This is a genomic window from Pedobacter sp. UC225_61 (assembly GCF_044452285.1).
Lineage (GTDB): Bacteria > Bacteroidota > Bacteroidia > Sphingobacteriales > Sphingobacteriaceae > Pedobacter.
The window spans coordinates 1,618,399-1,642,582 of the sequence record NZ_JBIOAL010000001.1; the positions used below are offsets into that span (position 1 = coordinate 1,618,399).

A 24,184-nucleotide genomic window follows, 5' to 3' on the forward strand; every position below is an offset into this window, starting at 1 on the left:
TGTTTGACAGGTTACTATTATTCTAATCTTCCAGCCGCTCTTTCTTGTCTCAAAAGTTTAGCTAAATCTATTTTTGGATCACTTAATAGAATAATCCTTGTCCCTTTTTCTCTAGCGAATTGACTTTCAATTTTAGCAACTTCTTTAATGCCACCAAATAAAGAAAGATCACGGGTATTGCTTAAATTATCTTCAGTTTTAATTCTAATCACTGTTTTAATTTCTTTAGTTAAGTCTAACCAATTCACGTAATCTGCAGTAAAAGCATCAGCTTTTAAACCTTTAATTTTTGTGTAATAATTAACCGCTCCAGCTTGTCCATAATTATCGCAAAGGATCATTACATGTTTTTTATCTGCTAGGCTAGTATATACTGAATTTGTTTTTTTAGCTAATTCCTGCCAGCCCAACATATCAGCAAAGTCTTGTGAAATAGGATGAATTTTCCCGTCTTCCCATTTATGCTCGCTAAAAGGTTTGTGTAGTTTAGCAGCTTCTGCATATTTATCGGGTGTTCTTAAAGGCAAATCAATTCTTAGCATGGGTAAGAACAATAGTAAGATGATAGTGATAGCCACATAACGTAGATACTTTTTCCAACCTTGTTGTAATACTTCGCTTAAATAAATAGCGCCAAAGGCGAAGAAAATAGGGTATAAACCAAGGGCATAATAGGCTTTTGCTTTTAAAAAGATGAATAAGGCAATGGTAAAAACATAAGCCCAAAAGAGTAATTGATATTTCTTAAAAGGTTTGTAACTGAAGAATGAAATGAAAGCTGCAATAAGGATAAATATGGAGCCAAGGAAAAAGAAGATCTGCTCTTTCACAAAATCCATCCGTTCTACATGAACTAATTGGGTATCATTTAATTCTTTTAAATGTTTAAAGACCGGGAAATCGTTTTGAAACTGCCAAATAAGATTAGGACTTATTAAGAGTAAGGTAAGTAAAATTGCTCCATAAAATTGCGGTTTTAAAAACAGGCTGCGGTGTTTGCTTAGCAATAGTGCAGGTAGTATTCCTAGAAGGCAAAATGCGATATTATACTTATTTAAAAAACCTATAGCAAAGCTGATGGCCATAAAATAAAGCCATTTGTAGTTTTCGGTTTGGATAAATTTAACAAGTGTGAAGAAAAGCAATGTCCAGCAAAGAATATCTAAAGAGTTTGGCTGATATAAGATATTTATTCGTACTAGCGTAGAAAAAGTTAGGGCAGTGGCGGCAAGAATACATGCGTATAAACTTCCTTTTAAAGTTTCTATCGTTTTCCAAACGACTACAATAGTAAGCGCACCAAATAGTGCTGGAAAAAACTTAATCCAAAAATAGGAGTTACCCAATTGTAAAATTAACCATGAAAGCCAAGAGGTGACAGGTGGAACAGAGTGATACCCCCATGCTAAATGTTTGGCTTGATCGAGATGCAAAAACTCATCGCGATGTAGTTCGTAGATTGGATTTACAACTACATACTGTAGTATGAGTTTGATAAGGATGAAAATGAATAGAAAAATGGTTCCTTTTTTCATACAGAAATTTTGTTTGTGGTTTGTTTGGTTAGAGCGGGAATGAAAGCTTATTGTTACGAATTAACCAAATTATGGAAAGGATTTAAGTAATATTAATCTTTAAAGAAATTCAACTAGAAAATTTGAACAGAGATGGAGGGTACCTGAATGTAATTGTCTTTTTCTTCTCTATTTTTCCGTTTTTCCCAATGGGAAATGCTCTTTGCGTGATAGGAAATGTCCTTTGCGTAACGGGAAATGTCCTTTAAGTGATGGGAAATATCCTTTGCGTGATGGGAAAAGCTCTTTGCGTGATGGGAAATGTCCTTTGCGTAACGGGAAATGTCCTTTGCGTAATGGGAAATTGACATTTCCCATCGGGAAAAACCAAATTTCCGTATCAAAACGTGCTTAAACTACAGGGTTTTGATCAAATTTGAACAGGTTTTACACCATTGTTACGCATATGTTCTAAAACAACAATTTTTAGACGTTTTATACCTAATTATACCACTTTTTGCAGAAATAGGTTAAAATGATTCTCATGCTAACTTTCATGGCAATATATGGCATGCGGAAATCTTATTAACTCGGACACAAGGGGGACGCTTGCACTAGATGAGGCAGTAAGTGGTTTGGGGGTTAGGGAAGTTGTAAGGTTGGCGTCATTGTCCCCATGCCCGTCTTTGCGAGACTTGTTTTTCACAAGTCGTGGCAATCTCCTACTTGCATGCTTACCCCACGCTTGTCATCCCGAGCGTAGCGAAGGATCTATTCTTCACCTCACACTCTGGCTTGCCTCGGCTCTTGATAGCCGAAGGATCAAGTTCCTTTTTTCACGAGCGCTTATTTTTGGGGTGTTCAAGAGTGCTACGCAGTTTTCCTTGATGAAAAAGTAACAATCCCGAGCTTGCGAGAGCATGAATACCGATAAAAAAAATAAAGGCTAATGAATAACATCAAGGCTGTGAATCATTGCTCGGATTACGCTATCCAAACTTTTAAAGCGACAGAAAAAGGTTCGATAAAATCAGATACCTATCGGATCGAACTGCTTTCTGTCTTGGATAGTGGTTGTTCTAGGGCGGTGCAAAAGTTTGAATGCGTTCTCCTTCGGAATGCTTCAAGGCCGTCCGTAGTTCTTAGGAATGGTTTGTGGTTTTGGTAAGGTTGTTACGCGGTCGCGTCATTTCGACCGCAGCGGAGAAATCTTTGGAAAAGCCGTTCCTAAACTTGTAGGTTACCTAATATCGATATAAGTTTTTTGAACGGATTTAAAATACATTTAAAACAAAAAAGTTCAGCATACACTTATCGTATGTTGAACTATTATTAACTATAGGACAAGCGGGGTGCTTGTGCTTGGTGAGGCTAGATATGTGGGAAATCTCTACTTCCAAAATATGAACATGTCGTTCCCCAAATTTTTATAATTCAATTTAAGCTTATTTAAAAGCTCTTTCTCAAACTTACTTTTTATTCGAATATTCTCCTTTCTATCAAAATCTTTGTTTATTCTCTTCCAATGACCAAGAGTTAAACCCTCGTTTACTGCTTCAAAAGAAATTATTGATTTTGTTTGTTCATTATCTTTTTGGGAAGTTAAAATATGAATAATTCTATCTTCATCTTGCCAATAAAAATAAGAATGGTAATAATACTGGTCTTTAGCATAAGAATCAGTTAAACCAGTTTCCTTTGCAGGTTGTAAATTCGGGTTTTCCTTTTTAAATTCTGTTAGTTTTTTAATCATCAATTCTTTTTCACAATAAAATTCATACTTCTGTGAATAAGCATTATTACCCGCAGATAGTAATGCTCCGAGGAAACCTATTATTATTACTCCTACAATTAAAATAATTATTTTTGTTTTTGTCATACCTGAAATTTTATCCCTTAAGTTATAATTAGGAACTAAATATTGAAGTCACATAAAAATGATTATGTTTTATTAATTTTCATAATAAAGAAAAGCAACACCCAAGGAACTATTAAGGAAACTACTACTAAAAACCCTCGAGATATTTTTTGAGAATCAGTCTCATCTTTCCAATAGAGCCTGAACTTATCATATTTATTTTTATAGTAATACTCATTAATGGTACTAAGAATAAAAAAGAATAGACCAAAAAAGTAGGAGACAATTTTAGAATATGGTTTTATTTCATCTTGTTCAAAATAAAATTTCATAAGAAATATGCATAAGTCTGCAAGGAGCAATGTCTGTATCATGCTGACTCCACAAACTGCAACTATTCCTTTTTTACCGTCCCATTTAAGATAAAACTTAGTCATACTATAAAAGATGTAAGCAAATACCTTTTTCATTTTTTACGTATTACATCTAGCTGCCGAAATATTAGTATTACGACTAAATGACAAGCTGTTTTAGCCAAGTCGAAATCTTTTTTATAAAGCATAACTTTTATCTACTTTTCACTCTGGCGCAAGCGTCTCTCTTGTGACTAAATATAAAAAAAGCCATTCCTAAACTTCACTTTACACTTAATATCGAATATAGTTATTGAATAGATATAAAGCCACCTTTAAAACAAAAAAGTTCAGCATACATTATACTGAACTTTTATTTAACTATACCACAAGCGGGACGCTTGCGCTAGATGGGGCTGAACTTAATTCAAATCACAAGTGAGACATTACTTCTTACCTGCTCGTTTGTTTAATTCTTCAATTGGCATATTCATCATTCTACCTACTGGAGTTTTACCACGATAGGTAATTACCTTTAACACAGTAGCATCAACAGGTGGTACTAATGGCGCAGTATATTTAGGGTAAAAACGATCTGGAAACGAGTTATCAAAACTATAATACATATCTAAACCTTCTACTTCTGTACTTAAACTAATTGATAATTGTCTATCAGCACTTCGTTTTACAGAAAAAATAGGATCATACACACTTGGTGCGTATTTGGTTTCTGCAACATCTAAACGTTTAAAATGTTGTTCGGTACGAGCAAAAAAGTTAGTCCAATTCTTTTTTTCTTTAGGCGACCATACTGATTCGGCAATAGCAAAACCACGTGGCCAAGTCATGTATTCTGCCTGACGGATGTTATACACTTGTTCTGTCCATAAATTTGCTTGTCCACCTTTAATATAAACTGGATTTACACCCTCTGGTATTGGGTCAAATTCGTAAGCTTTGCTTAATCTAAGCGATGCATATACCTTAGGTTCGGTAATTGCATCTGCCTGCATGTAATCTATATACGCATATTGAGTTGGAGACATTACGACTTCATGACCTGCTTTAGCAGCTTCTGTTCCATGTTGCATGTTACGCCAGCTCATTACTGCTGCGGTTTTTGAAACGCCTCCTTCTAAAACTTCATCCCATGCCATAAACTTTTTGCCTTTAGAAACGATAATCTGTTCTACTCTTTTCTCAAAATAACCTTGTACTTCTGGAATGGTTTTTAAGCCCTCACGCTTCATCAATTCTTTTATTTGATCATTCTTTTCCCAAAAATTACGGGCAACTTCATCTCCACCTACGTGGATATATGGGAACGGGAACAATTTTGCAACTTGTGTAAATACGGTATCTAAAAAAACATATACTTTTTCATTAGCTGGACACAACGTATTATCTACTAAACCCAACGGGGGTGCACCACGGCTCCAGTCCATAATTTTTTCACCACTGCGCACTTTATAATTTACCGCTTCTGGTGTACAAGATAATTCTGGATACGAAGCTATTGCAGCTAAACTATGTCCAGGAACATCTATTTCTGGCATAATGTCTACAAAACGTTCTTTAGCATAGGCTACCAATTCTTTAATGTCTTCTTGCGTATAAAAACCTCCATAATTACGTGGTTCATCTGCCGTAGGCGGAATAAAATCTCCAAAAGATCCTACACGTTTTACATTCCATGCACCTACTTCAGTTAGTTTTGGTAAGCCTTTAATTTCTATTCTCCATCCCTCATCATCTGCCAAGTGTAAATGCAAAACATTGTATTTATAGCGCACCATTGCATCTATATATTGCTTTACCTCTTGTTTAGTAAAGAAATGTCTAGCTACATCAAACATTAGTCCTCTCCAACCTAAACGTGGATAGTCAGTTATTTCTACACAAGGCATTGTCCATCTTATGCCCTTAACTTCTTCTTTGCTTTCTATTTCTTTTGGCAACAATTGCACTACTGTTTGTACGCCATAAAATAAACCCGCAGGTTTATTTGCCCTAATAATTACTTGTTTTAAACCAACTGTGATATGGTAACCTTCTGTACCTAGAGTTGCATCTTGTTTATCGTTTAAAATTAACTTGAAAGTTGCAGTTGCAGATGGGGTACTAATAATGCTGGTGTAATATCCAGTAGGAGTTGACAAACGTTCTTGTAAAAAAGCAACGGTTTGTTTTAACTCTGGAGATTTATTGGCTTGAATAACAATGTTTGCTGGCAACACAAAATGTCCAGCTTGTTTCATCACCGAAACAGGCTCTGGGATAATTGCAATCTCACTATTAGTTATGGGTTCGCTATTGGAAAAAGTTTCTGTAGAACTTTCTATGGATTGAGCGAAAATGTTGATGTTAACGAATAAAAGAAATACGAACGGAATGGTAAGTTTCATGTAGGTTATAATTGGGATTAAACTTAAAACTGCAATTTATTAAATTCTTTTGTCATTCCGACTTTGGAGGAATCTCTTTATGAGATTTCTTCGTTGCACTCAGAATGACAAATGTTGTTTATTATACATTAATAGGTTTTCTAACAGCATAGATTAATTCATCGTAAACCGTTCCGTTTTTGTAGAAGGTCTCTTTAAGTTCAGCTTCTAAGGTGAAACCTACCTTTTCTAAAACGCGTTGCGATTTAAAATTAGTGTCAAATGTTCGGGCAAAAATCCGAGTAATATCAAAAGTTTTAAACCCATAGTTCACCATTAGTTTTACGGCTTCAGGAACAATACCTTGTCCCCAATATTCTTCTGCTATCCAATAGCCCATTTCGGCATTTTTGCAATAGAAATCTGTTTGCGGATGAACACCAATAGAACCGGCAACTTCACCATTCACTACAATGGCAAATATTTGCAATGGATTTGCAGATAATGCTAAGTTGATAAAAGCAACACCATGATCTTGTGTATAGGGAAAAGGGAATTTATTGCTCAGGTTTTTGGCGATATTATAATTATTAGCATGTTTTACCAAGCTGCTTAAATCGCTAAGATGAAAAGGACGAAGTTCAAATTGCATTGGCTAAAACTTCATTTTATTTTCGCCAGCATTTACACCTTTCATAAATTTAATGATTCCTTTCATATACGTTTGTTGGTCATCGTATAAACTCATGTGACTGCCGTTTTTACAATACAAATAACTACCATTTTTAAAGGCTGATGCCATCCATTCCATATGCTTTGGATCCATGGTATCATACTGCGCACCTATACTTAACGCTGGTATGGTAATATTTTTAAGCTGATCTTTAATATCCCATTTTAATAATTTACCAGAAACGCCAAATTCGCTTGGGCCTTGCATGGTTACATATAAAGATTGGTTCATTTTACTAAACGATCTATTGATAGGCTCAGGCCATTGATCTAAAGGAATGCGACAAATGTGTTTTACATAGAAGTTTGGCATTAACAGACCCATGTATTCTGGATTTGCAAAATCATTTTTTGCTTCCATATCTCTAATTTTTTTGAGCACTTGCGGATCCATTTGTTTTGCTAATACCTCATCCGCATATTTTCCGTAATCGGGAATACTCGACATCATATTGCTTACAATCAACCCTTTCATGTGTTGTTGGTACTTTAGCGCATATTGCATGGCTAAAATTCCACCCCAAGAATGACCTAACAAGTAGAAGTTGTCCTTATCTAAATGTAAGGCTACTCTAACTTGTTCTACCTCCTCCACATAACGACCCAAATCCCACATTGCGGTGTCTTTAGGATTGTCTGAATTGCCACAACCTAATTGATCATAATAGATAAATTCAATTCCTTCTTTTGGAAGAAAGCTTTCCATGCATTCGAAATACTCGTGAGTAGCGCCTGGTCCGCCATTTAAGAGTAATAGCTTTATTTTAGGGTTATTACCAATACGTTTAGTCCAAACGTTAAATTTTTCCTTTGGAGTTTGAATAGGAATAATTTTAATTCCTCCATCTAATACACCTGTATCTACTGTATTAAAATAAGCTATCGAACTATTTTCTGAGTTGTTTTTGTTGGTGCAAGCGCATACAGTAAAACACACTAGAAAAACTCCAAGGTAAAGTAAGTTTTTGGTATTCATGATGTTAGAGGTTAAATTAAAAGATGAATATATAAATTCTAATCTTTATATCCATTGTTAATCTTATTTCAATGCATCTAAAACTTTAAATAGTTTTTTGCTAATGCCACCTCCGTTATAGTTGTTGATATTGATCACGGCAATGTATTTGTTTCCATTTTTATCGGTATAATATCCAGCATAAGCTGAAACATCATTAATACTGCCGCTTTTTAATTTCATGCCATTATTTTCTGGGAAAGAATTGTAATAAGCTGCAAACCAATCTTCTTTCTGTGCTTGAAATAGGACAGAAGCCATTGCTGAAGTAGTTACTCTAGTTCCCGGAGAAAGACCGCTACCATCTAAGATATTTAATGCATTTCTGTCAATCCCTTTGGCAGACCAAAAATTAATAACTGATGATGCACCATTCCTAGTACTTGGTGTTTTCCCTTGTTTCCACGCAATGGTTTTAAGTAATTGTTCTCCGTAAAGATTAATGCTTTTTTTATTAAACCAGTACACAATTTCACTTAAATCTGGCGAACTAATGGTTGCTAATTTTTGAGTTACAGTTGGTACAGTTTTACCTTCTAAGTCCAATCGTCTTGTAGTTGTGGCTTCCTTTGTGCTGGTAATAGTTAAGCGTAATAACGTGTCTTGTAAACGATAGGCGGCATCATAAGCAGGGTCGGGTAGTGCTAAAGAAATTCCAGCTTTGCTAATTCCCATTCCCCAAGTGCCACGTAAATACGCTAAATTGCTGTATGGCGGTAAAAAAGCATAGGCATTATCGCCAGAACCTGATGAACCCGTTTTAAGTTCATTTACTACTTTTAAATAAGGCATTGCTGGAACAACTTTTTGCACACTAACTTCTGCTCCAGTACTTCCACCAGGTTTTAAATGAATATCAAATTGATTTTCTCGCCAAGTAAGTGCTGAACTTCCAGCGCCATAATAATTTCCCATATCTTGCCAAATCCAACCTTCGGGCATAGTTTGAGTACCGAACAAACTGTCATCTCCAATTACCGAACCTTCGATTTTTTTAATGCCAACAGCTTTAATTGCATTTACCCAAGTAGTTAAAACTGAATTTTCTTTAGTTTGCTCGTAACGCCATGAACCTAATGTTGGATCACCACTACCACTAATAATTAAATCACCTTGTAAAGTCCCATCAGAAGTAATTTTTCCACTGTAAGCTAAGGTAGTTTGGTATTTAAAATCTTTACCCAGAACGCTAAAAGCTGTTGCTGACGTGATTGTTTTTAACGTAGATGCTGTTGCTAATCCTATATTTTCGTTTTTAGCAAAAATTACTTTTCCTGTTTGTGCATCTAATATGCAAAGCGATGTAATGGCATATTTTGCTTGTGGGTCATCTACTAAATTCTGATAAGCTTGCTCTAACTTTGCTATTGGAAATTGTGCAAAGCTTGTTAGGGAACAAAATATAAATAGGAGTTGGAGCTTAAAAATTTTCATTTTAAAGGATTGATCTGTTATAAAACGATTTAAACTAAAAAAGTGATGCATCAAATACATCACTTTTAAATTATTTAGTTAAAGATATGGACTTAAAACGTAAACTTATACGTTTAATTCGATTATACTAATTCTTTTCTCACCAAGTATTCGGCAATTTGAACCGCATTTGTAGCCGCACCTTTACGCAAGTTATCAGCAACAATCCACATGTTCAGCGTATTTGGCATCGATTCATCTCTACGAATGCGACCTACAAAAACTTCATCTTTTTCATGTGCATCTTTTGGCATTGGATATTTTAAGTTAGCAACATCGTCTACCACAATAATGCCTTCTGTTTTTTCTAATAATGAAGTAACTTCAGCTAAATCAAATTCATTTTCAAACTCAATGTTTACTGATTCTGAGTGACCGCCCATTACTGGAATACGAACTGTTGTAGCAGTTAAACGGATATTCTCATCACCCATAATTTTACGGGTTTCATTAATCATTTTCATTTCCTCTTTTGTATACCCATTTTCAGTAAATACATCAATTTGAGGAATAACATTTAAATCGATTTGATATGGATAAGCCATTTCGCCATCATAAACGCCTTTTCGCTCATTCATCATTTGGTCAACAGCCTTAACACCTGTACCCGTAACCGATTGATACGTAGAAACAACCACACGTTTAATTTTATATTTATCGTGTAATGGTTTTAAAGCAACTACCATCTGAATGGTAGAACAATTTGGATTTGCAATGATTTTATCGTCAAGTGATAAAATGTTAGCATTAACTTCTGGCACAACCAACGGGATGTTTGGATCCATTCTCCAAGCAGAAGAATTGTCAATAACTGTAGTACCTGCTTCTTTAAAACGAGGAGCATGTTCTAAAGAAGTGCTTCCGCCAGCAGAAAACAATGCAATATCCGGACGCATTCCAATCGCAGTATCCATGCTAACGATTGGAAACTGTTTACCCTTGAACGTAATTAACTTACCAACGCTCTTTTCAGATGCTACTGGGATTAATTCTGTCAATGGGAAATTTCTTTCTTCCAATACTTTTAACATTACGGTACCAACCAATCCGGTAGCACCTACTACTGCAACTTTCATTTTTCTCTGTTTTTTTATATATTTAGTAAATTCTTAATATCTACCAAATATGAGAAAAAGTTTACTTTTTTTAATGCTGCTGAGTGTTAAACTTACATTCGGCCAAGTTTCTGATGACTTTAGTGATGGAGATTTCACTACAAATCCAAATTGGGTGGGGAGTACATCATTGTTTAATGTCAATGCTGCAAAGCAATTAAAATCTTCTTTAAGTTCTACTGCTCAAACAGTTACCTTGTCAACTGCAAACACTTATGCTACAAATGCCAAATGGGAATTCTCTGTGCAAATGAGTTTTGATCCTTCGACAAGTAACTTAGCAAGAATTTATTTAATTTCTGATCAACAGGATTTAAATGGACCTTTAAATGGATATTTTGTCCAAATAGGAGAAAGCGGAAGCTCAGACAGCTATGATTTGTACAAACAAACAGGTACAACGGTAAGCAAAATTATCGATGGTCCTGCAAGAACAAGGGTGGATGCAAACAAACTTTTAGCACAAGTTCGCGTAACTAGAAACGATGATGGAAAATGGGAACTATACACAGATATAACTGGTGGAACTAATTATGTACTGGAAGGAAGTGCGACCGATTTAACGTTTACCAATTCGGATTGGTTTGGTGTATTTTGCAAGTATACAGCTACAAGATCTACTGGTTTTACATTCGATGATTTTAGCATTACAGAATTAATACCAGATGTAACAGCACCAACTTTAGTAAGTGCAAAAGCGTTGGATGAATTTACTGTAGAAGCTATTTTTTCTGAACGATTGGAATCTTCTTCTGCCTTGATGGAGAATAATTATGCGATTGCTAATTTGGGTAATCCTGTTTCTATAACTACTACAAGCGTACCAACTGTTTATAAGCTAACATACCCATCGGCTTTGCCTTCAGGTGATTATAAGTTAACAGTTAACAATGTTAAAGATTTAAAAGGGAATGTAATTGGCGTTAATAATGCAACTTCATTCTTTTATTTAAAGCCTTATACACTTAAAAAAGGAGATCTATTAATTAGTGAGATTTTGGTTAATCCTAAAACCGGTGGAGTTGATTTTATAGAAATTTACAATAACACAAATCAGGTTTTAGATTTGGCTACAGTACAGTTAGCAAATGCCGATGTGAGTGGAAGTCCAGCTAATCATAAAAACGTTAGTACAACAGCTGTATATATGCCAGCGAAAACCTATTGGGTGCTCACTACTAAGCCAGCTATAGTTAAAGAGCAATATGAGGCGAAATTTCCAAATCAATTTGTACAAATGAGTAGCTTGCCATCTTATAACAATGATAAAGGTGCTGTAATCTTAATGGCGTCTCAAGAAGTATTGGATCGATTGGATTACACGGATAAAATGCATATTCCTCTTTTACAAAATGTAGATGGTGTTGCTTTAGAAAGGGTTTCATTTACAAAACCCACCACTGAATTGGGTAATTTTAAATCAGCCGCAGCCACAATTGGTTTTGCAACGCCAACGTATAGAAATTCACAAGAAGAAGATCCTTCACTTATTAAAAGCAATGTAAGTTTAACGAGTAAAACTTTTTCTCCAGATGGAGATGGCTTTGAAGATGCATTGCGAATTGATTATCAGTTTGTAACTAACGGAAATTTAGCCACTGTTAACATTTATTCCGATAAAGGAATACTTGTTCGCAAACTTGAACGAAATACAACAATTGCAACTACTGGAAGTTTTAGCTGGGATGGCATCAACGACAATGGTCAGCAAAGTAAAGTTGGTATTTACGTGATTAAGTTTGATACTTTTGCCTTAAATGGTAAAGTTGAGCACTTTAAGCAAACCTGTGTTTTAGCAACAAGACTGAATTAGCAACTAATATTCAGATTTTTTTAAACAATATGAAAACGTGTTTGTTGTTTTAAAAAAAGGAATGATTATGAAATATGGAAAATTAATAGGGAAAATTCTTTCTCAAAAATCAAGTAATAACGGTCAAGTAGCAGTGGCAATAGTTGCAGGTTTAGCTGCTGGGGCAGTACTTAGTATTTTATTCGCTCCAGAAAGTGGAAAAGATGCACGTAAACTAATTAGCGATAAAGCAAAAGATTTAGGAAACTCTGCTAGAGATACTTACGCTACATTAAAAAATAGAATATCAGGTAATAATTTTGAAGAGCACAAAGATGATGTTGCTCCAGAAGTTCCACATTTTGTTCGCACGCCAGTTAAAAAACGTAAATCAGATATTAGAGATATTATTCACGAAAGTCATGTTGATGACCAACATACTAAACAAGAAATTAGCTAGATAGTACTAAATTCAATTTTCATTGTTTACCAATGAAAATTGAATTTTGAAAGTCTTATTACAACAATTGATTGTTAACGTAATTGAAACTGGTTTTTATTGAGCCTAATTCATCGGGTTTATAATTAAATTCGTGTTCAACAAAATAGTGTTTTACACCAGCCATTTTTGCGCCAGTAAATATCGATTTAAAATCTACGGCTCCTTGGCCAATTTCTGTATTTACATCATTTTTAGTTTTATCCATATCTTTTATGTGCCACATGGTAAAACGATGTTGATGCGTTTTGAAAAGCGATAACGGATCTACCCCAGAACGTGCTACCCAATATAAGTCCATCTCAAAATCTACAAGATTTTTATCTGTCTCACTTAGTAAAATTTCATATCCAGTTGTATTACCAAACTTTGTAAATTCAAAATTGTGGTTGTGGTATGCTAATTTTAAGCCAGATGCTTTACATAAAACCGCAGCCTCATTAAGTTTGCCTGCAATTTTTTTATAATCATCTGCTGTTTTTCTAAGCGAATCTCCCAAATAAGGAACGGTTACATATTCACCCCCAGTAATATTTGCTGCTTCGATATAAGATTTCAATTCATCGCTATTTTTGCCTGCAATAAAATTATCCATTCCATAATGACCGCTTGGTGCTTTTATACCATTTGCTTTTAATAAATTATCAAAAGTTTTTGCATCTAATCCCCAAAATTTATCCTTTACAGAATAGCCATAGGTTTCTACTTCTTTATATCCAATTGCTGCAACTTTTTCAATTATTCCTTTGATATCATTTTTAATGATATCTCTTAAACTGTATAATTGTAAACCTACTGGATGTTTAGCAACAGGCGTACATGCGAATGATGGAGATACTGCAACAGCAGCCGCAATTAGGCCTGTTTGTTTAATAAATGATCGTCTTGAATTCATGAGGATTTACGTTTAATTATAAATTAGGTAGTAGCTTCTGGTTTAGTTTTATCATTAAATAAAACAGCGAAGAGTATAAATACAACAAATGCAATTCCAGCTGGGATAATCCAAATCATTTTCCAATTTTCTTCTCCACCCACTTTATACATTTCTGTAATTTGCCCTGCAACCATAAATCCAATAAGCATGCCAATGCCATAAGTAGCTAGCGTAATTAGGCCTTGTGCAGAGCTCTTGAACTTTTCTCCCGCTTTAGAGTTGGTATAAATCTGACCTGAAACAAAGAAAAAGTCATAACAAATTCCATGTAGTGCTATTCCGATTAATAACATAAAGCTTAATTCGCCTGCATTGCCATAGGCGAATAAAACGTATCTAACTGCCCAAGCAAGCATACCTACAAGAATCGTTTTTTTGAAACCGAACTTTTTAAAGAAAATTGGAATGAACAATAGAAAAATTACTTCAGAAGCTTGTCCAATCGTCATTTTACCAGTAGGATTATCGACACCGATTTTAGATAAGAATAAATTGGCATTTTGATAGTAAAATGCTAAAGGAATGCAGATTAATATAGAAGAAACAAAGAAAATTAAGAAGTTCTTATCTTTTAATAGTTTTAAAGCATCTAATCCTAAAATATCTGATACGGTTACTTTTTCTCCTTTTGCAACTTTAGGTGGTGTTTTAGGCAGGATAAAACTAAATAATCCTAATACTAAAGATGCAATTCCAGCCATAAGAAAAGTGTTTTTTAATAATCCTGCGGTGGTGCTTTCTTGCGAATCCCAATGGAAAAAATAGCTAATTAATAAACCAGCAGCAATCCATCCTAAAGTTCCCCATATTCTAATTGTAGAAAACTCTTTTTCAGGATCTTGCATCTGATTAAATGAAACAGAGTTCACTAAAGCCAACGTAGGCATATAAAGTATCATATAAGCCAATACGTAAGGATAGAATGTAGATATATCTGTTGAATTATACATTTGATACATTAAAATGGCACCAACAATATGCAAAACACCTAAGATTTTTTCGGCATTAAAATATCGATCTGCAATTAACCCAATAATAAACGGAGCAATAATGGCTCCCCAAGATTGAGTTGAAAAAACTGAGCCAGTTTCTGGGCCAGATGCTTTTAAATTTGTTGCCAAAAATGTGCCTAGTGTTACAAACCATGCGCCCCAGATAAAAAATTCTAGGAACATCATGAATGATAATTTGATGCGAGTTGTTGAGTTCATTTTATGTTTGGTTAGGTTTAGTTCTTTTACAATTCTTTAATCGATATGTTTCTATACCACACTTCATCTCCGTGATCTTGCAACGATATTTTGCCAGTTTTATAGGTTCCAAAACCTTCCCACTTGGCAAATTTACTTCCAGCAATTAAGGCTTTCCAATTGGCATCCCACATGGTGGTATTTACTACTTTTACACCATTTAAAATGAAAGTTAAATTTCCTTTATCACTAATAATTTCCGATTTATTCCATTCACCTACTGGTTTTACAGGCTCTATATCGCTTTTAACCATGTCATATAAGTTCCCAGCTCTGTGTTTAGTTATTTTTCCATCGGGATGTCCATCATTATCTAACACTTGCATTTCTGGGCCTGTACTATAGGTTTGACTATATTTTGGATCTTCGTGAATGTAAAATATCACGCCACTATTTGATTTTGGAGCAACTTTCCATTCTAATTTTAAATGGAAATTGGTGTACTCTTTATCCGTTACTAAATCACCACCACCGTCTTTTCCTTTTGTTTTCGGATCTAAATGGATAGCACCGTCTTGAACTTGCCAAGCACTTCCAACGGTAGTTTTTCCGTAAGTATGCCAACCTGATGTAGTTTTTCCATCAAAAAGTGGAGTGAACCCTTTTTTAGCTTTTGTTGTTTGAGCGGTAGAACTGCAACCCATTACGATTAATACCAGTGCCGATGCTATATATTGTTTCATTTTAGTAATTTTTAATATCTGTAATTAAACCCCTAAAGTCCAACCTTTGCGGTATTCTCTTTTCACAAATTGATTAACCTCATCAAAATTTGTCACCTTCATATTGTCGTTATCCCACAATAATTTTTTGTACCTCCCAGGATAAATAGTTTTACCTTCTGCATTTTTACCCTGAATATCAGCTGCACGAATAGCCAAATTAGCCATCAATAAACATTCAGTTAATGGTCCTGCGATTTCGAAAGGAGAACTTAATTCTTTTTTACCATGACCTGCAATACATGCTTCTACCCATTGTGCATAATGGCCATTTTCTCCGCCGGTTACACGAGCAAATTTTGCAGGCACTTTAATATCTTTTGTTTTGCTTAATGGTAAAAGTTGTGGATTTCTTCCATACGTTTCTGATGTCATTTTTCCTTTAGTACCGATAAATAATGTTCCATTTCCACCGTCTCCGAATTTTTCATTTGCCATTAATTCTTCAGGTCGTGTTGGTTGAATTCCACCATCCATCCAATGTACAGTTACATCACCTTTGGTTTTATTGGTTTTAGGGAATTTTAAGGTTACGTGACTTGATGGAGGGCAACTTTCAGGGAAATAACCTCGTTTAAATTCATCCACATAAACAGAACCTACACTTGCTTCAACTTCTTTCGCATATTTTAAATTCAATACGCTAAAAGGAGTTTCTAATAAGTGACAACCCATGTCACCTAATGCACCAGTTCCATAATCCCACCATCCACGCCAGTTAAATGGCACTAATTTATTTACGTAATCTTTGTAAGGAGCAGTCCCTAACCATAAATCCCAATCCAGTTCTGCTGGTACTTCTGCTTTATTTGCAGACCATGGAATACCTTGAGGCCAAACCGGTCTGTCTGTCCAAGCATAAATCGTATGTACATCACCAATTAAACCAGCATCATACCATTCTTTCATTTGTCGTGGACCATCATTTGAAGCACCTTGATTTCCCATTTGAGTAACCACTTTATATTTTTTTGCCGCTGCGGTTAATGCACGAGCTTCGAAAATATCATGAGTAAGTGGTTTTTGTACGTACACATGTTTACCTAATTGCATGGCAGCCATTGCTTGTACCGCATGGTTGTGATCTGGAGTAGAAACTGTAACGGCATCAAAGTTCTTATGTTCTTTATCAAACATTTCTCTCCAGTCTTTATAGAATTTAGCTTTAGGGAAACGTTTTACACTTTCTACAGCTCTTCGTGTATCTACATCGCATAAATAAGCAATATCTGCTTTGCCACTTTCGGATATAAAACGAAGATCTGAATCTCCTTTACCGCCCACACCTATACCAGCAACAATTAACCGATCACTTGGTGCTAAAAATCCTTTACCGCCCAAAACATGACGAGGAACAATCATAAATGCAGCAGAGGCAATAGCTGTTGTCTTTAAAAAATTACGTCGACTGCCTGCTTCTACTTCTTTTTTTGCCTTATCCATTTTAAAATTTTTTAAGGTTAATGTTATTTTTTAAGCGATAAAATATATTTTACCATTGATTTGGCTTCGTCGTTTGTTATTTTAGTGTGAGGTGTCATTGGAATATTGCCCCAAACGCCTTTACCACCTTTTACAATTTTATCGGCTAATAAATTTACATTTTCGTCTGTAGCAGGATATTTTGCTGCAATTTCTTGATAAGCTGGACCAATTAATTTATCTTCTTTATGATGACAACCGATACAATCTGATTTCACAATCAATAATTCGCCTGGTTCCATTGCTGGTTTAGATTCACTTGTAGCAGGTGTAGTAGTCGTAGCAGTATCCGAATTGGAAGTTGAGCCACCACACGCAGCTAATAAAAAAGTTATTGCGCTTAAAAATAAAAGTGTTTTTTTCATCTGTGTTATATTATATACCTAAAATTTTCTTGTTAAAATTTGCATCGCCTCCTGCGGATGCAAAATCATCAAATGCTTTGGTGGTAACTGGAATAATGTGATTTTTAATAAATTCGGCACCCTCTCTAGCGCCAGTTTCCGAATCTTTAATACAGCATTCCCATTCCATTACTGCCCAACCCTTGTAATCGTATTGAGTTAATTTGCTAAAGATGCGTTTAAAATCTACTTGTCCATCACCAGGAGAACGATAACGACCTGCTCGATTTGCCCAACTTTGATAACCGCCAAATGTTCCTTGTTTTCCTGTCGGATTAAATTCTGCATCCTTTACATGAAATGCTTTAATTCTTTCGTGATAAAAATCGATGTACTGAATATAATCTAATTGTTGGAGCACAAAATGCGAGGGATCGTACAATAAACAAGCTCTCGAATGATTGTTTACTTTGGCTAAAAACATTTCATAGGTTTCGCCATCAAATAAATCTTCCCCTGGATGAATTTCATAACAAACATCCACACCACAATTATCAAATTCATTTAAAATTGGTAGCCAACGTTTTGCTAATTCTGTAAAACCATCATCCACTAATCCTTCTGGGCGTTGTGGCCAAGGATGAAATGTGTGCCATAATAAGGAACCGCTAAAAGTCGCATGCGCTTTTAATCCTAAATTTTGGGAAGCCTTGGCTGCATATTTTAATTGTTGTACTGCCCATTCTGTTCTAGCCTTCGGATTGTTCTTCACTTCATCTGCTGCAAAAGCATCAAATAACTGATCGTATGCTGGATTAACAGCTACTAATTGACCTTGCAAATGAGTAGAAAGTTCGGTAATCACTAATCCGTAAGAAGCTACTTTTGCCGTAAGTTCATCAGCATACGTTTTACTCTCCGCAGCCAATTTTAAATCGATAAAGCGCTTGTCTAAGGTTGGCATTTGAATGCCTTTAAATCCTAAACTAGCCGCCCACTTGCAAATTCCATCTAACGAATTAAATGGGGCTTCATCTCCAATAAATTGGGCTAAAAATACGGCTGGTCCTTGTATAGTTGTCATTTTTTAAATTTTAAAATCGTACCATTTCTGATCAGATTTACTCGAAGCTACTACATTTTCTATAAAAGCCATTCCACGAACCCCGTCATTTGCATTCGGAAAATCAAGCATTTCTAAAGTAGGTTTTTCATTGTTTTGTTTGGCTGATAAAGTCAATGCAAAATTTTTATAAATATTAGCAAAGGCTTCTAAATATCCCTCTGGATGACCTGAAGGTGTTCTCGTATTAAATTTAGCAACGTCTGATAAATAATTATTACCTGTTTTATAAACTTGCGTAGGTTGGTCTAACAATTTTATAAGTAATGTATTTGGTTCTGCCTGATGCCATTCCAATCCGCCTTTTTCGCCATAAATTTTAATTTTCAAGGCATTTTCTTCTCCGGCAGCAATTTGCGATGCCATTAAAGTTCCATTGGCGCCATTGTTAAATCTCAATAATACATTTCCATCATCATCTAATGCTCTACCATCTACTACACAATTTAAATCAGCACAAATTTTTTCAATTTGTAAGCCCGAAATATATTCTGCTAAATGTGCTGCATGTGTGCCAACATCGGCCATGCAACCGCTAATTCCACTTTTTTTAGGGTCAGCTCGCCAAGCCGCTTGTTTATTATCAGCAGGTGCTGGCATACTTAACCAGCCTTGTGGATATTCTACGCAAACTTTCCTAATCTTTCCAAATGCACCATCTTTTACCATTTGTTTTGCTTGCTTAACTAATGGGTAACCAGAATAGGTGTGGGTTAAACAAACCAACAAGCCGGTTTCTACTGCTTTTTGCTGTAATGCTTTCGCTTCAGCTAATGTTAAGGTGATGGGTTTGTCGATGACCACATGAAATCCATTTTCTAGGGCTAACATGGCGGGTTCGAAATGAACGTTATTAGGTGTAACTATACTTACAAAATGCATTCTTTCTGGTTCTGGAAGTTTGCTTTCTGCTGTAATCATTTCTTGATAGTTGGTATAAATTCTATCTTCTGGCAAGAACAATTCTTTGCCAGAGGTGATTGCATTTTCTGCATTGGAACTTAACGCTCCGCAGGACAATTCAATTAAACCATCTAAACTTGCAGCCATGCGATGAACAGCACCAATAAAGGCACCTTTTCCACCGCCAATCATACCCATTCTTATTTTTTCTTTCATAGTTATTAGCTAAAAGCAAAAAGGAGAGAACAATTCTGTTTCAATTTAATCTTTTTGCTTTAGTCTTTAAGCATTTTAAATATTGCCTTTTTTCAATTCGCTAACCGCAAAATCACATGCTCTTGCAGTTAAAGCCATATATGTTAATGAAGGATTTTGACAAGCAGTTGAAGGCATACAAGATCCATCGGTTACAAAAACATTTTTAACTTCATGCATTTGATTCCATTTATTTAATACCGAAGTTTTAGGATCTAAACCCATTCTAGCTGTACCCATTTCATGAATAGCCATACCTGGCATTGAGCCATTATCGTATGTTTTTACATCTTTAATACCTGCATCTTCTAACATCTCGGCTGCATCATTCATCATATCCACACGCATTTTTGCTTCGTTGTCTTTAAATTCACAGTCGATCGCTAATACATGCTGACCCCATTTGTCTTTTTTGGTTTTATCAATATATACATGGTTTTCATGGTAAGGGAGCGATTCTCCAAAACCACCTAATCCCATACTCCAAATTCCTGGTGTGCTAATTAAATCTTTAAAATCTCCGCCGAAGGCTAACTCTGCAATATCGTTATGCCAGCCAGAACGACTTGCACCACCTTGATAACCGAAACCACGAACATAATCACGTTTATCATTACCTACATTTCTATAACGCGGAATGTAAACCCCATTCGCTCTCTTACCATACGTGTATTTATCATCAAAACCTTCTGCTTGGCCAGATGCTCCACAACGGAAATGATGATCCATTAAGTTATGTCCTAATTCGCCACTTGCATTCCCTAAACCATTTGGATGCTCTGCAGATGTAGAATTTAATAATAAAAACGTAGTACCCAAAGTTGAACCATTTACAAAAACTATTTTCGCAAAATATTCAATGTGTTCCATCGTTTCGGAATCTATAATTCTAACTCCTTTTGCTTTTTGAGTTTCTTTGTCGTAAATAATTTCATTAACCAAAGAAAATGGTCTTAATGTTAAGTTTCCAGTGGCCACTGCAGCCGGTAAGGTAGATGATTGCGTACTAAAATACGCACCAAAAGGACAACCACGACTACATAAATTTCTATACTGACAACTTCCTCTACCGCCATGTTCTACCGTTAAATTTGCAGTACGACCCATAGTCATAATACGGCCTCTATTGTATTTTTTCTCAATACGTTCTTTAACAGATTTTTCTACGCAATTCATCTCCATTGGCGGTAAAAAATGCCCATCTGGAAAGTGAGGATAATTCTCATTGGATCCGCTAATTCCAGCAAATTTCTCTACATAATCGTACCAAGGTGCAATATCTTTGTAGCGAATTGGCCAGTCTACGCCATGTCCATCCTTTGCATTTTCTTCAAAATTAAGATCGCTTAATCGATAACTTTGACGACCCCACATTAACGATTTTCCACCCACATGAAAACCACGGTACCAATCGAATCTTTTTACCTCCGTGTAAGGACATTCTAAATCGTTTACCCAAAAACTTTCATTAAATTCTTGATAAGGATAATCTCTTTTTTGTACAGGGTGAGATGCTTTTTGAGCTTCCGTTAATCTCCCACGATGCTCAAACTCCCAAGGCTTTTTCATAGCCGTGGTATAATCTTTAATATGCTCTATATTTCTACCACGCTCTAAAAGTAATACTTTTAGTCCTTTTTCTGTTAACTCTTTTGCTGCCCATCCACCACTAATTCCAGATCCTACAACAATGGCATCATATGTATTTTGTGCGGTTGCTTTTGTATTTAAGTTCATTATAAAATGATAATAAGGTTTATGCCCAAACTTTTTGACCAGGTTTAAGGTCTACACATCCATCATAACGGCCAGGGATTTGTACGTATTCATAAGCTTGTGTGGCACCAACTTCTGATGTAAAGTAGCCAAGCATTGTTAAATCTCTTGCAATTGCAAAAAACTGAGGTGTAGTTTTTGGCGGGTCTTTAACTGCCATTGGATTTCCGGCTCTCTCTTTCTCTGGTTTATTTCTTTCGATATCCATTTCTAGTTTAGCAGCTTTTTCATTAGCATCATTTTCTGTCTTTTGAGCAGCTACCGTTTCATCTCTAACTTTAGTAATTAGTTGTTCACGTTCTTTAACAGAAATTTCAAGAAATGATTTGCCAAAGTCTTTTTTAGATCTTGTTTCAATATTTTCTAAACCTTTTACAAAAGCTTTCTGTGCATCCTCAGGATAGCATTCTTTTATCATCATACTGATAAATGGTCCAACGTTTGCAGCTTTAGCTCCGGGAGATTTTGCTGTTGTAGGAATAATGATGTCAGCAATTTCTGAAATTAGCTTTTCCTGATCTGAGGTAAATAGATTTGCGCTGTTTTTTCCAGGTTCATTACAGCTGTCAAATAAAGTGGCAATTGTTGTGGCCGATAAGGCTCCACCAATTAAAAAAGCTACACTTTTTACGGCTTCTCTTCTGTCCATATGATTTGGTTAGGTTTTGTGTTCCAAAGGAACTCCTTTTGGAGCAATTAAATTAGGTAAAATATATTAACATAAAGAACCACATTTAAAAATTAATAAGGATTTTAGGTTTTAATATTGTACAAAATACACTTAGGTGTATCGTAGGGCAAATAAGGCTTTGTAAAAATTAGTTTACATAATAAAACGTTTTACGTATTAACACATTTGCAGATTTTTTTACCTTTGCTGCATTACCCACATTGTATGATCGAAAAAATACTAGTACTTGGTTCTAACGGACAAATTGGTACTGAATTAGTTACAGCTTTACGCAAGGGTTATGGAAACGACAATGTTGTTGCTTGTGATATCCGTAGACCTGATTATGAGACTAAAAATGCTGGCCCATTTGAATTTGTAAACGTATTAGATAAGGAAATTTTAAAAGAGATTTTCCAAAAATACAAGCCAACACAAGTTTATTTACTTGCTGCACTTTTATCTGCCACAGGCGAACAAAATCCAAAATTAGCTTGGGATTTAAATATGAATGGCTTGCTAAACGTATTGGATTTAGCATTAATATATAAAACAGCAAAGGTTTATTGGCCAAGTTCAATTGCAGTTTTCGGACCAAATTCTCCAAAAAATCATACACCTCAATATTGTACCATGGATCCAAATACGGTGTATGGTATCAGTAAATTGGCTGGCGAACGCTGGTGTGAATATTACAATCAGAAGTATAATTTAGACGTAAGAAGTATTCGTTATCCTGGATTAATTAGCTGGAAAGCAGCACCAGGTGGTGGAACTACAGATTATGCTATTCATATTTTCCATGAAGCGTTAAAGAAAGGAAGTTATTCTTCATTTTTATCTGCTACAACTGAATTGCCAATGATGTATATGGACGATGCCATTCGTGGAACAATAGAGTTAATGGATGCTCCAGCTGAACAAATTTCTATTCGTTCAAGTTACAATTTTGGTGGAGTTCATTTTACTCCAGAAGTATTAGCTGCAGAGATTCGTAAACATATACCAGATTTTAAATTATCGTACACTGAGAACGATCCGCGTCAAGAAATAGCCAATAGCTGGCCAAAATCTATTGATGATAGTTTTGCTAAGAAAGATTGGGCTTGGAAACCGGAGTTCGATTTAGCAAAAATGACAGAAGACATGTTAACGAATTTAAAAAAGAGTTAAAAACTAAAACTAGAAGCAGAATAAAGTATTCAATACTATAAAAAGATGGGAAGAGCATTCGAATTTAGAAAAGAAAGAAAATTTAAACGTTGGGCCAAAATGGCTGTTCAATTTACCCGTATTGGTAAAGATATTGTAATGGCAGTTAAAGATGCTGGGCCTCATCCAGAGACCAACTCTCGTTTGCGTACTGCTATGCAAAATGCAAAGGCTGTGAATATGCCAAAAGATAGAGTTGAAGCTGCCATTAAGCGTGCTTCAGATAAATCGATGGCCAACTATGAAGAGATTGTATATGAAGGTTATGCACCACATGGCGTTGCCGTATTAATTGAAACTGCAACCGATAATACCAATCGTACGGTAGCTAATATTCGTAGTTATTTTAATAAAACTAATGGAACTTTAGGTAAAACTGGTTCGTTAGATTTTGTATTTAACCGTAAATCTATTTTCAGGTTCGCACCTGCGGAAGATTTAGATTTAGAAGAACTAGAATTCGAATTGATCGATGCAGGTTTGGAAGAGTTATATGTAGAATCTGATGAAGAAGGAAATGATATTGCAGTAGCCCAAGGTGCTTTTGAGAATTTTGGTTCTTTGCAAAAAGCATTAGAGGAAAAAGGTATTGAATTAAAAAGCTCAAAACTGGAGCGTATTGCATTATCTCATCATCCAGTTTCTGAAGAACAGGCAGTTGATGTATTAAAATTGATTGATAAGTTAGAGGAAGATGATGATGTTCAAGCTGTTTATCATAATATGGCTGAATAACTATGTGTGATACAAAAAGAAAAGGCTTCGAATTTATTCG

General features: G+C 35.3%; 22 protein-coding genes. 4 read left to right on the forward strand and 18 right to left on the reverse strand.

Annotated features, from left to right (window positions below; all coding sequences use genetic code 11):
* Positions 1–17 precede the first annotated feature (17 nt).
* The 9 genes from ACHMWN_RS07730 to ACHMWN_RS07770 all read right to left on the reverse strand — a co-directional run bounded on the left by ACHMWN_RS07730 (position 18) and on the right by ACHMWN_RS07770 (position 10,405).
* Complete coding sequence (locus tag ACHMWN_RS07730) at positions 18–1,535, reverse strand: glycosyltransferase family 39 protein (RefSeq protein ID WP_397299305.1); 1,518 nt, start codon at positions 1,533–1,535, stop codon at positions 18–20.
* Between the two features lie 168 nt (positions 1,536–1,703).
* On the reverse strand, positions 1,704–1,892 hold the full coding sequence (locus ACHMWN_RS07735) for a hypothetical protein (RefSeq protein WP_397299308.1): 189 nt from the start codon (positions 1,890–1,892) through the stop codon (positions 1,704–1,706).
* Between the two features lie 1,012 nt (positions 1,893–2,904).
* Positions 2,905–3,393 (reverse strand): hypothetical protein, encoded by a 489-nt coding sequence (locus ACHMWN_RS07740; protein ID WP_397299311.1) that lies wholly within the window; start codon positions 3,391–3,393, stop codon positions 2,905–2,907.
* 62 nt (positions 3,394–3,455) lie between these two features.
* Positions 3,456–3,842 carry a hypothetical protein gene (locus tag ACHMWN_RS07745; RefSeq protein WP_397299314.1) on the reverse strand — a complete coding sequence of 129 codons (387 nt, stop codon included), beginning with the start codon at positions 3,840–3,842 and terminating at the stop codon, positions 3,456–3,458.
* A 329-nt stretch (positions 3,843–4,171) separates the two neighbouring features.
* On the reverse strand, positions 4,172–6,130 hold the full coding sequence (locus tag ACHMWN_RS07750; protein WP_397299317.1) for a beta-N-acetylhexosaminidase: 1,959 nt from the start codon (positions 6,128–6,130) through the stop codon (positions 4,172–4,174).
* A gap of 121 nt (positions 6,131–6,251) precedes the next feature.
* Positions 6,252–6,761 (reverse strand): GNAT family N-acetyltransferase, encoded by a 510-nt coding sequence (locus ACHMWN_RS07755; protein ID WP_397299320.1) that lies wholly within the window; start codon positions 6,759–6,761, stop codon positions 6,252–6,254.
* Between the two features lie 3 nt (positions 6,762–6,764).
* Positions 6,765–7,817, reverse strand: a complete 1,053-nt coding sequence (locus ACHMWN_RS07760; protein ID WP_397299323.1) for a proline iminopeptidase-family hydrolase — start codon at positions 7,815–7,817, stop codon at positions 6,765–6,767.
* Between the two features lie 63 nt (positions 7,818–7,880).
* Positions 7,881–9,290, reverse strand: coding sequence for a D-alanyl-D-alanine carboxypeptidase/D-alanyl-D-alanine-endopeptidase (gene dacB / locus ACHMWN_RS07765; RefSeq protein WP_397299326.1), 1,410 nt, complete (start codon positions 9,288–9,290; stop codon positions 7,881–7,883).
* Positions 9,291–9,412: 122 nt separating this feature from the next.
* Positions 9,413–10,405: an aspartate-semialdehyde dehydrogenase gene (locus tag ACHMWN_RS07770; RefSeq protein ID WP_397299328.1), complete on the reverse strand. Its 993-nt coding sequence runs from the start codon at positions 10,403–10,405 to the stop codon at positions 9,413–9,415.
* A gap of 49 nt (positions 10,406–10,454) precedes the next feature.
* Here ACHMWN_RS07770 and ACHMWN_RS07775 point away from each other — a divergent pair, with 49 nt between their 5' ends.
* Together ACHMWN_RS07775 and ACHMWN_RS07780 are read left to right on the forward strand one after the other, a co-directional pair.
* The gene (locus tag ACHMWN_RS07775) at positions 10,455–12,257 is read left to right on the forward strand and encodes a lamin tail domain-containing protein (RefSeq protein ID WP_397299330.1); all 1,803 of its coding nucleotides are present in this window, start codon (positions 10,455–10,457) and stop codon (positions 12,255–12,257) included.
* Between the two features lie 67 nt (positions 12,258–12,324).
* Entirely contained in the window at positions 12,325–12,696 is a 372-nt protein-coding gene (locus tag ACHMWN_RS07780; protein ID WP_397299331.1) for a YtxH domain-containing protein, read from the forward strand.
* 58 nt (positions 12,697–12,754) lie between these two features.
* Here the strand turns inward: ACHMWN_RS07780 and ACHMWN_RS07785 are convergent, their stop codons facing one another.
* The 9 genes from ACHMWN_RS07785 to ACHMWN_RS07825 form a co-directional block, all read right to left on the reverse strand.
* Positions 12,755–13,630 carry a sugar phosphate isomerase/epimerase family protein gene (locus ACHMWN_RS07785; protein WP_397299334.1) on the reverse strand — a complete coding sequence of 292 codons (876 nt, stop codon included), beginning with the start codon at positions 13,628–13,630 and terminating at the stop codon, positions 12,755–12,757.
* A 23-nt stretch (positions 13,631–13,653) separates the two neighbouring features.
* Entirely contained in the window at positions 13,654–14,883 is a 1,230-nt protein-coding gene (locus ACHMWN_RS07790) for a nucleoside permease (protein WP_397299336.1), read from the reverse strand.
* A gap of 26 nt (positions 14,884–14,909) precedes the next feature.
* Positions 14,910–15,605, reverse strand: a complete 696-nt coding sequence (locus ACHMWN_RS07795) for a DUF1080 domain-containing protein (protein WP_397299339.1) — start codon at positions 15,603–15,605, stop codon at positions 14,910–14,912.
* Between the two features lie 24 nt (positions 15,606–15,629).
* Positions 15,630–17,087 (reverse strand): Gfo/Idh/MocA family protein, encoded by a 1,458-nt coding sequence (locus tag ACHMWN_RS07800; RefSeq protein ID WP_397299341.1) that lies wholly within the window; start codon positions 17,085–17,087, stop codon positions 15,630–15,632.
* 23 nt (positions 17,088–17,110) lie between these two features.
* Complete coding sequence (locus ACHMWN_RS07805; RefSeq protein WP_397299344.1) at positions 17,111–17,491, reverse strand: c-type cytochrome; 381 nt, start codon at positions 17,489–17,491, stop codon at positions 17,111–17,113.
* 10 nt (positions 17,492–17,501) lie between these two features.
* A complete protein-coding gene (locus ACHMWN_RS07810) occupies positions 17,502–18,554 on the reverse strand; it encodes a sugar phosphate isomerase/epimerase family protein (protein ID WP_397299346.1) in 1,053 nt (350 codons plus the stop codon).
* Positions 18,555–18,557: 3 nt separating this feature from the next.
* Positions 18,558–19,712 carry a Gfo/Idh/MocA family protein gene (locus ACHMWN_RS07815; protein WP_397299349.1) on the reverse strand — a complete coding sequence of 385 codons (1,155 nt, stop codon included), beginning with the start codon at positions 19,710–19,712 and terminating at the stop codon, positions 18,558–18,560.
* A 75-nt stretch (positions 19,713–19,787) separates the two neighbouring features.
* The gene (locus ACHMWN_RS07820; RefSeq protein ID WP_397299352.1) at positions 19,788–21,488 is read right to left on the reverse strand and encodes a GMC oxidoreductase; all 1,701 of its coding nucleotides are present in this window, start codon (positions 21,486–21,488) and stop codon (positions 19,788–19,790) included.
* A gap of 19 nt (positions 21,489–21,507) precedes the next feature.
* Positions 21,508–22,176, reverse strand: coding sequence for a gluconate 2-dehydrogenase subunit 3 family protein (locus tag ACHMWN_RS07825; RefSeq protein ID WP_372817213.1), 669 nt, complete (start codon positions 22,174–22,176; stop codon positions 21,508–21,510).
* 246 nt (positions 22,177–22,422) lie between these two features.
* On the opposite strand from ACHMWN_RS07825, the gene ACHMWN_RS07830 reads away from it, so the two are divergent.
* A complete protein-coding gene (locus tag ACHMWN_RS07830) occupies positions 22,423–23,370 on the forward strand; it encodes an NAD-dependent epimerase/dehydratase family protein (RefSeq protein ID WP_397299356.1) in 948 nt (315 codons plus the stop codon).
* A gap of 45 nt (positions 23,371–23,415) precedes the next feature.
* The gene (locus tag ACHMWN_RS07835) at positions 23,416–24,144 is read left to right on the forward strand and encodes a YebC/PmpR family DNA-binding transcriptional regulator (RefSeq protein WP_397299358.1); all 729 of its coding nucleotides are present in this window, start codon (positions 23,416–23,418) and stop codon (positions 24,142–24,144) included.
* The last annotated feature ends 40 nt before the right edge of the window (positions 24,145–24,184 follow it).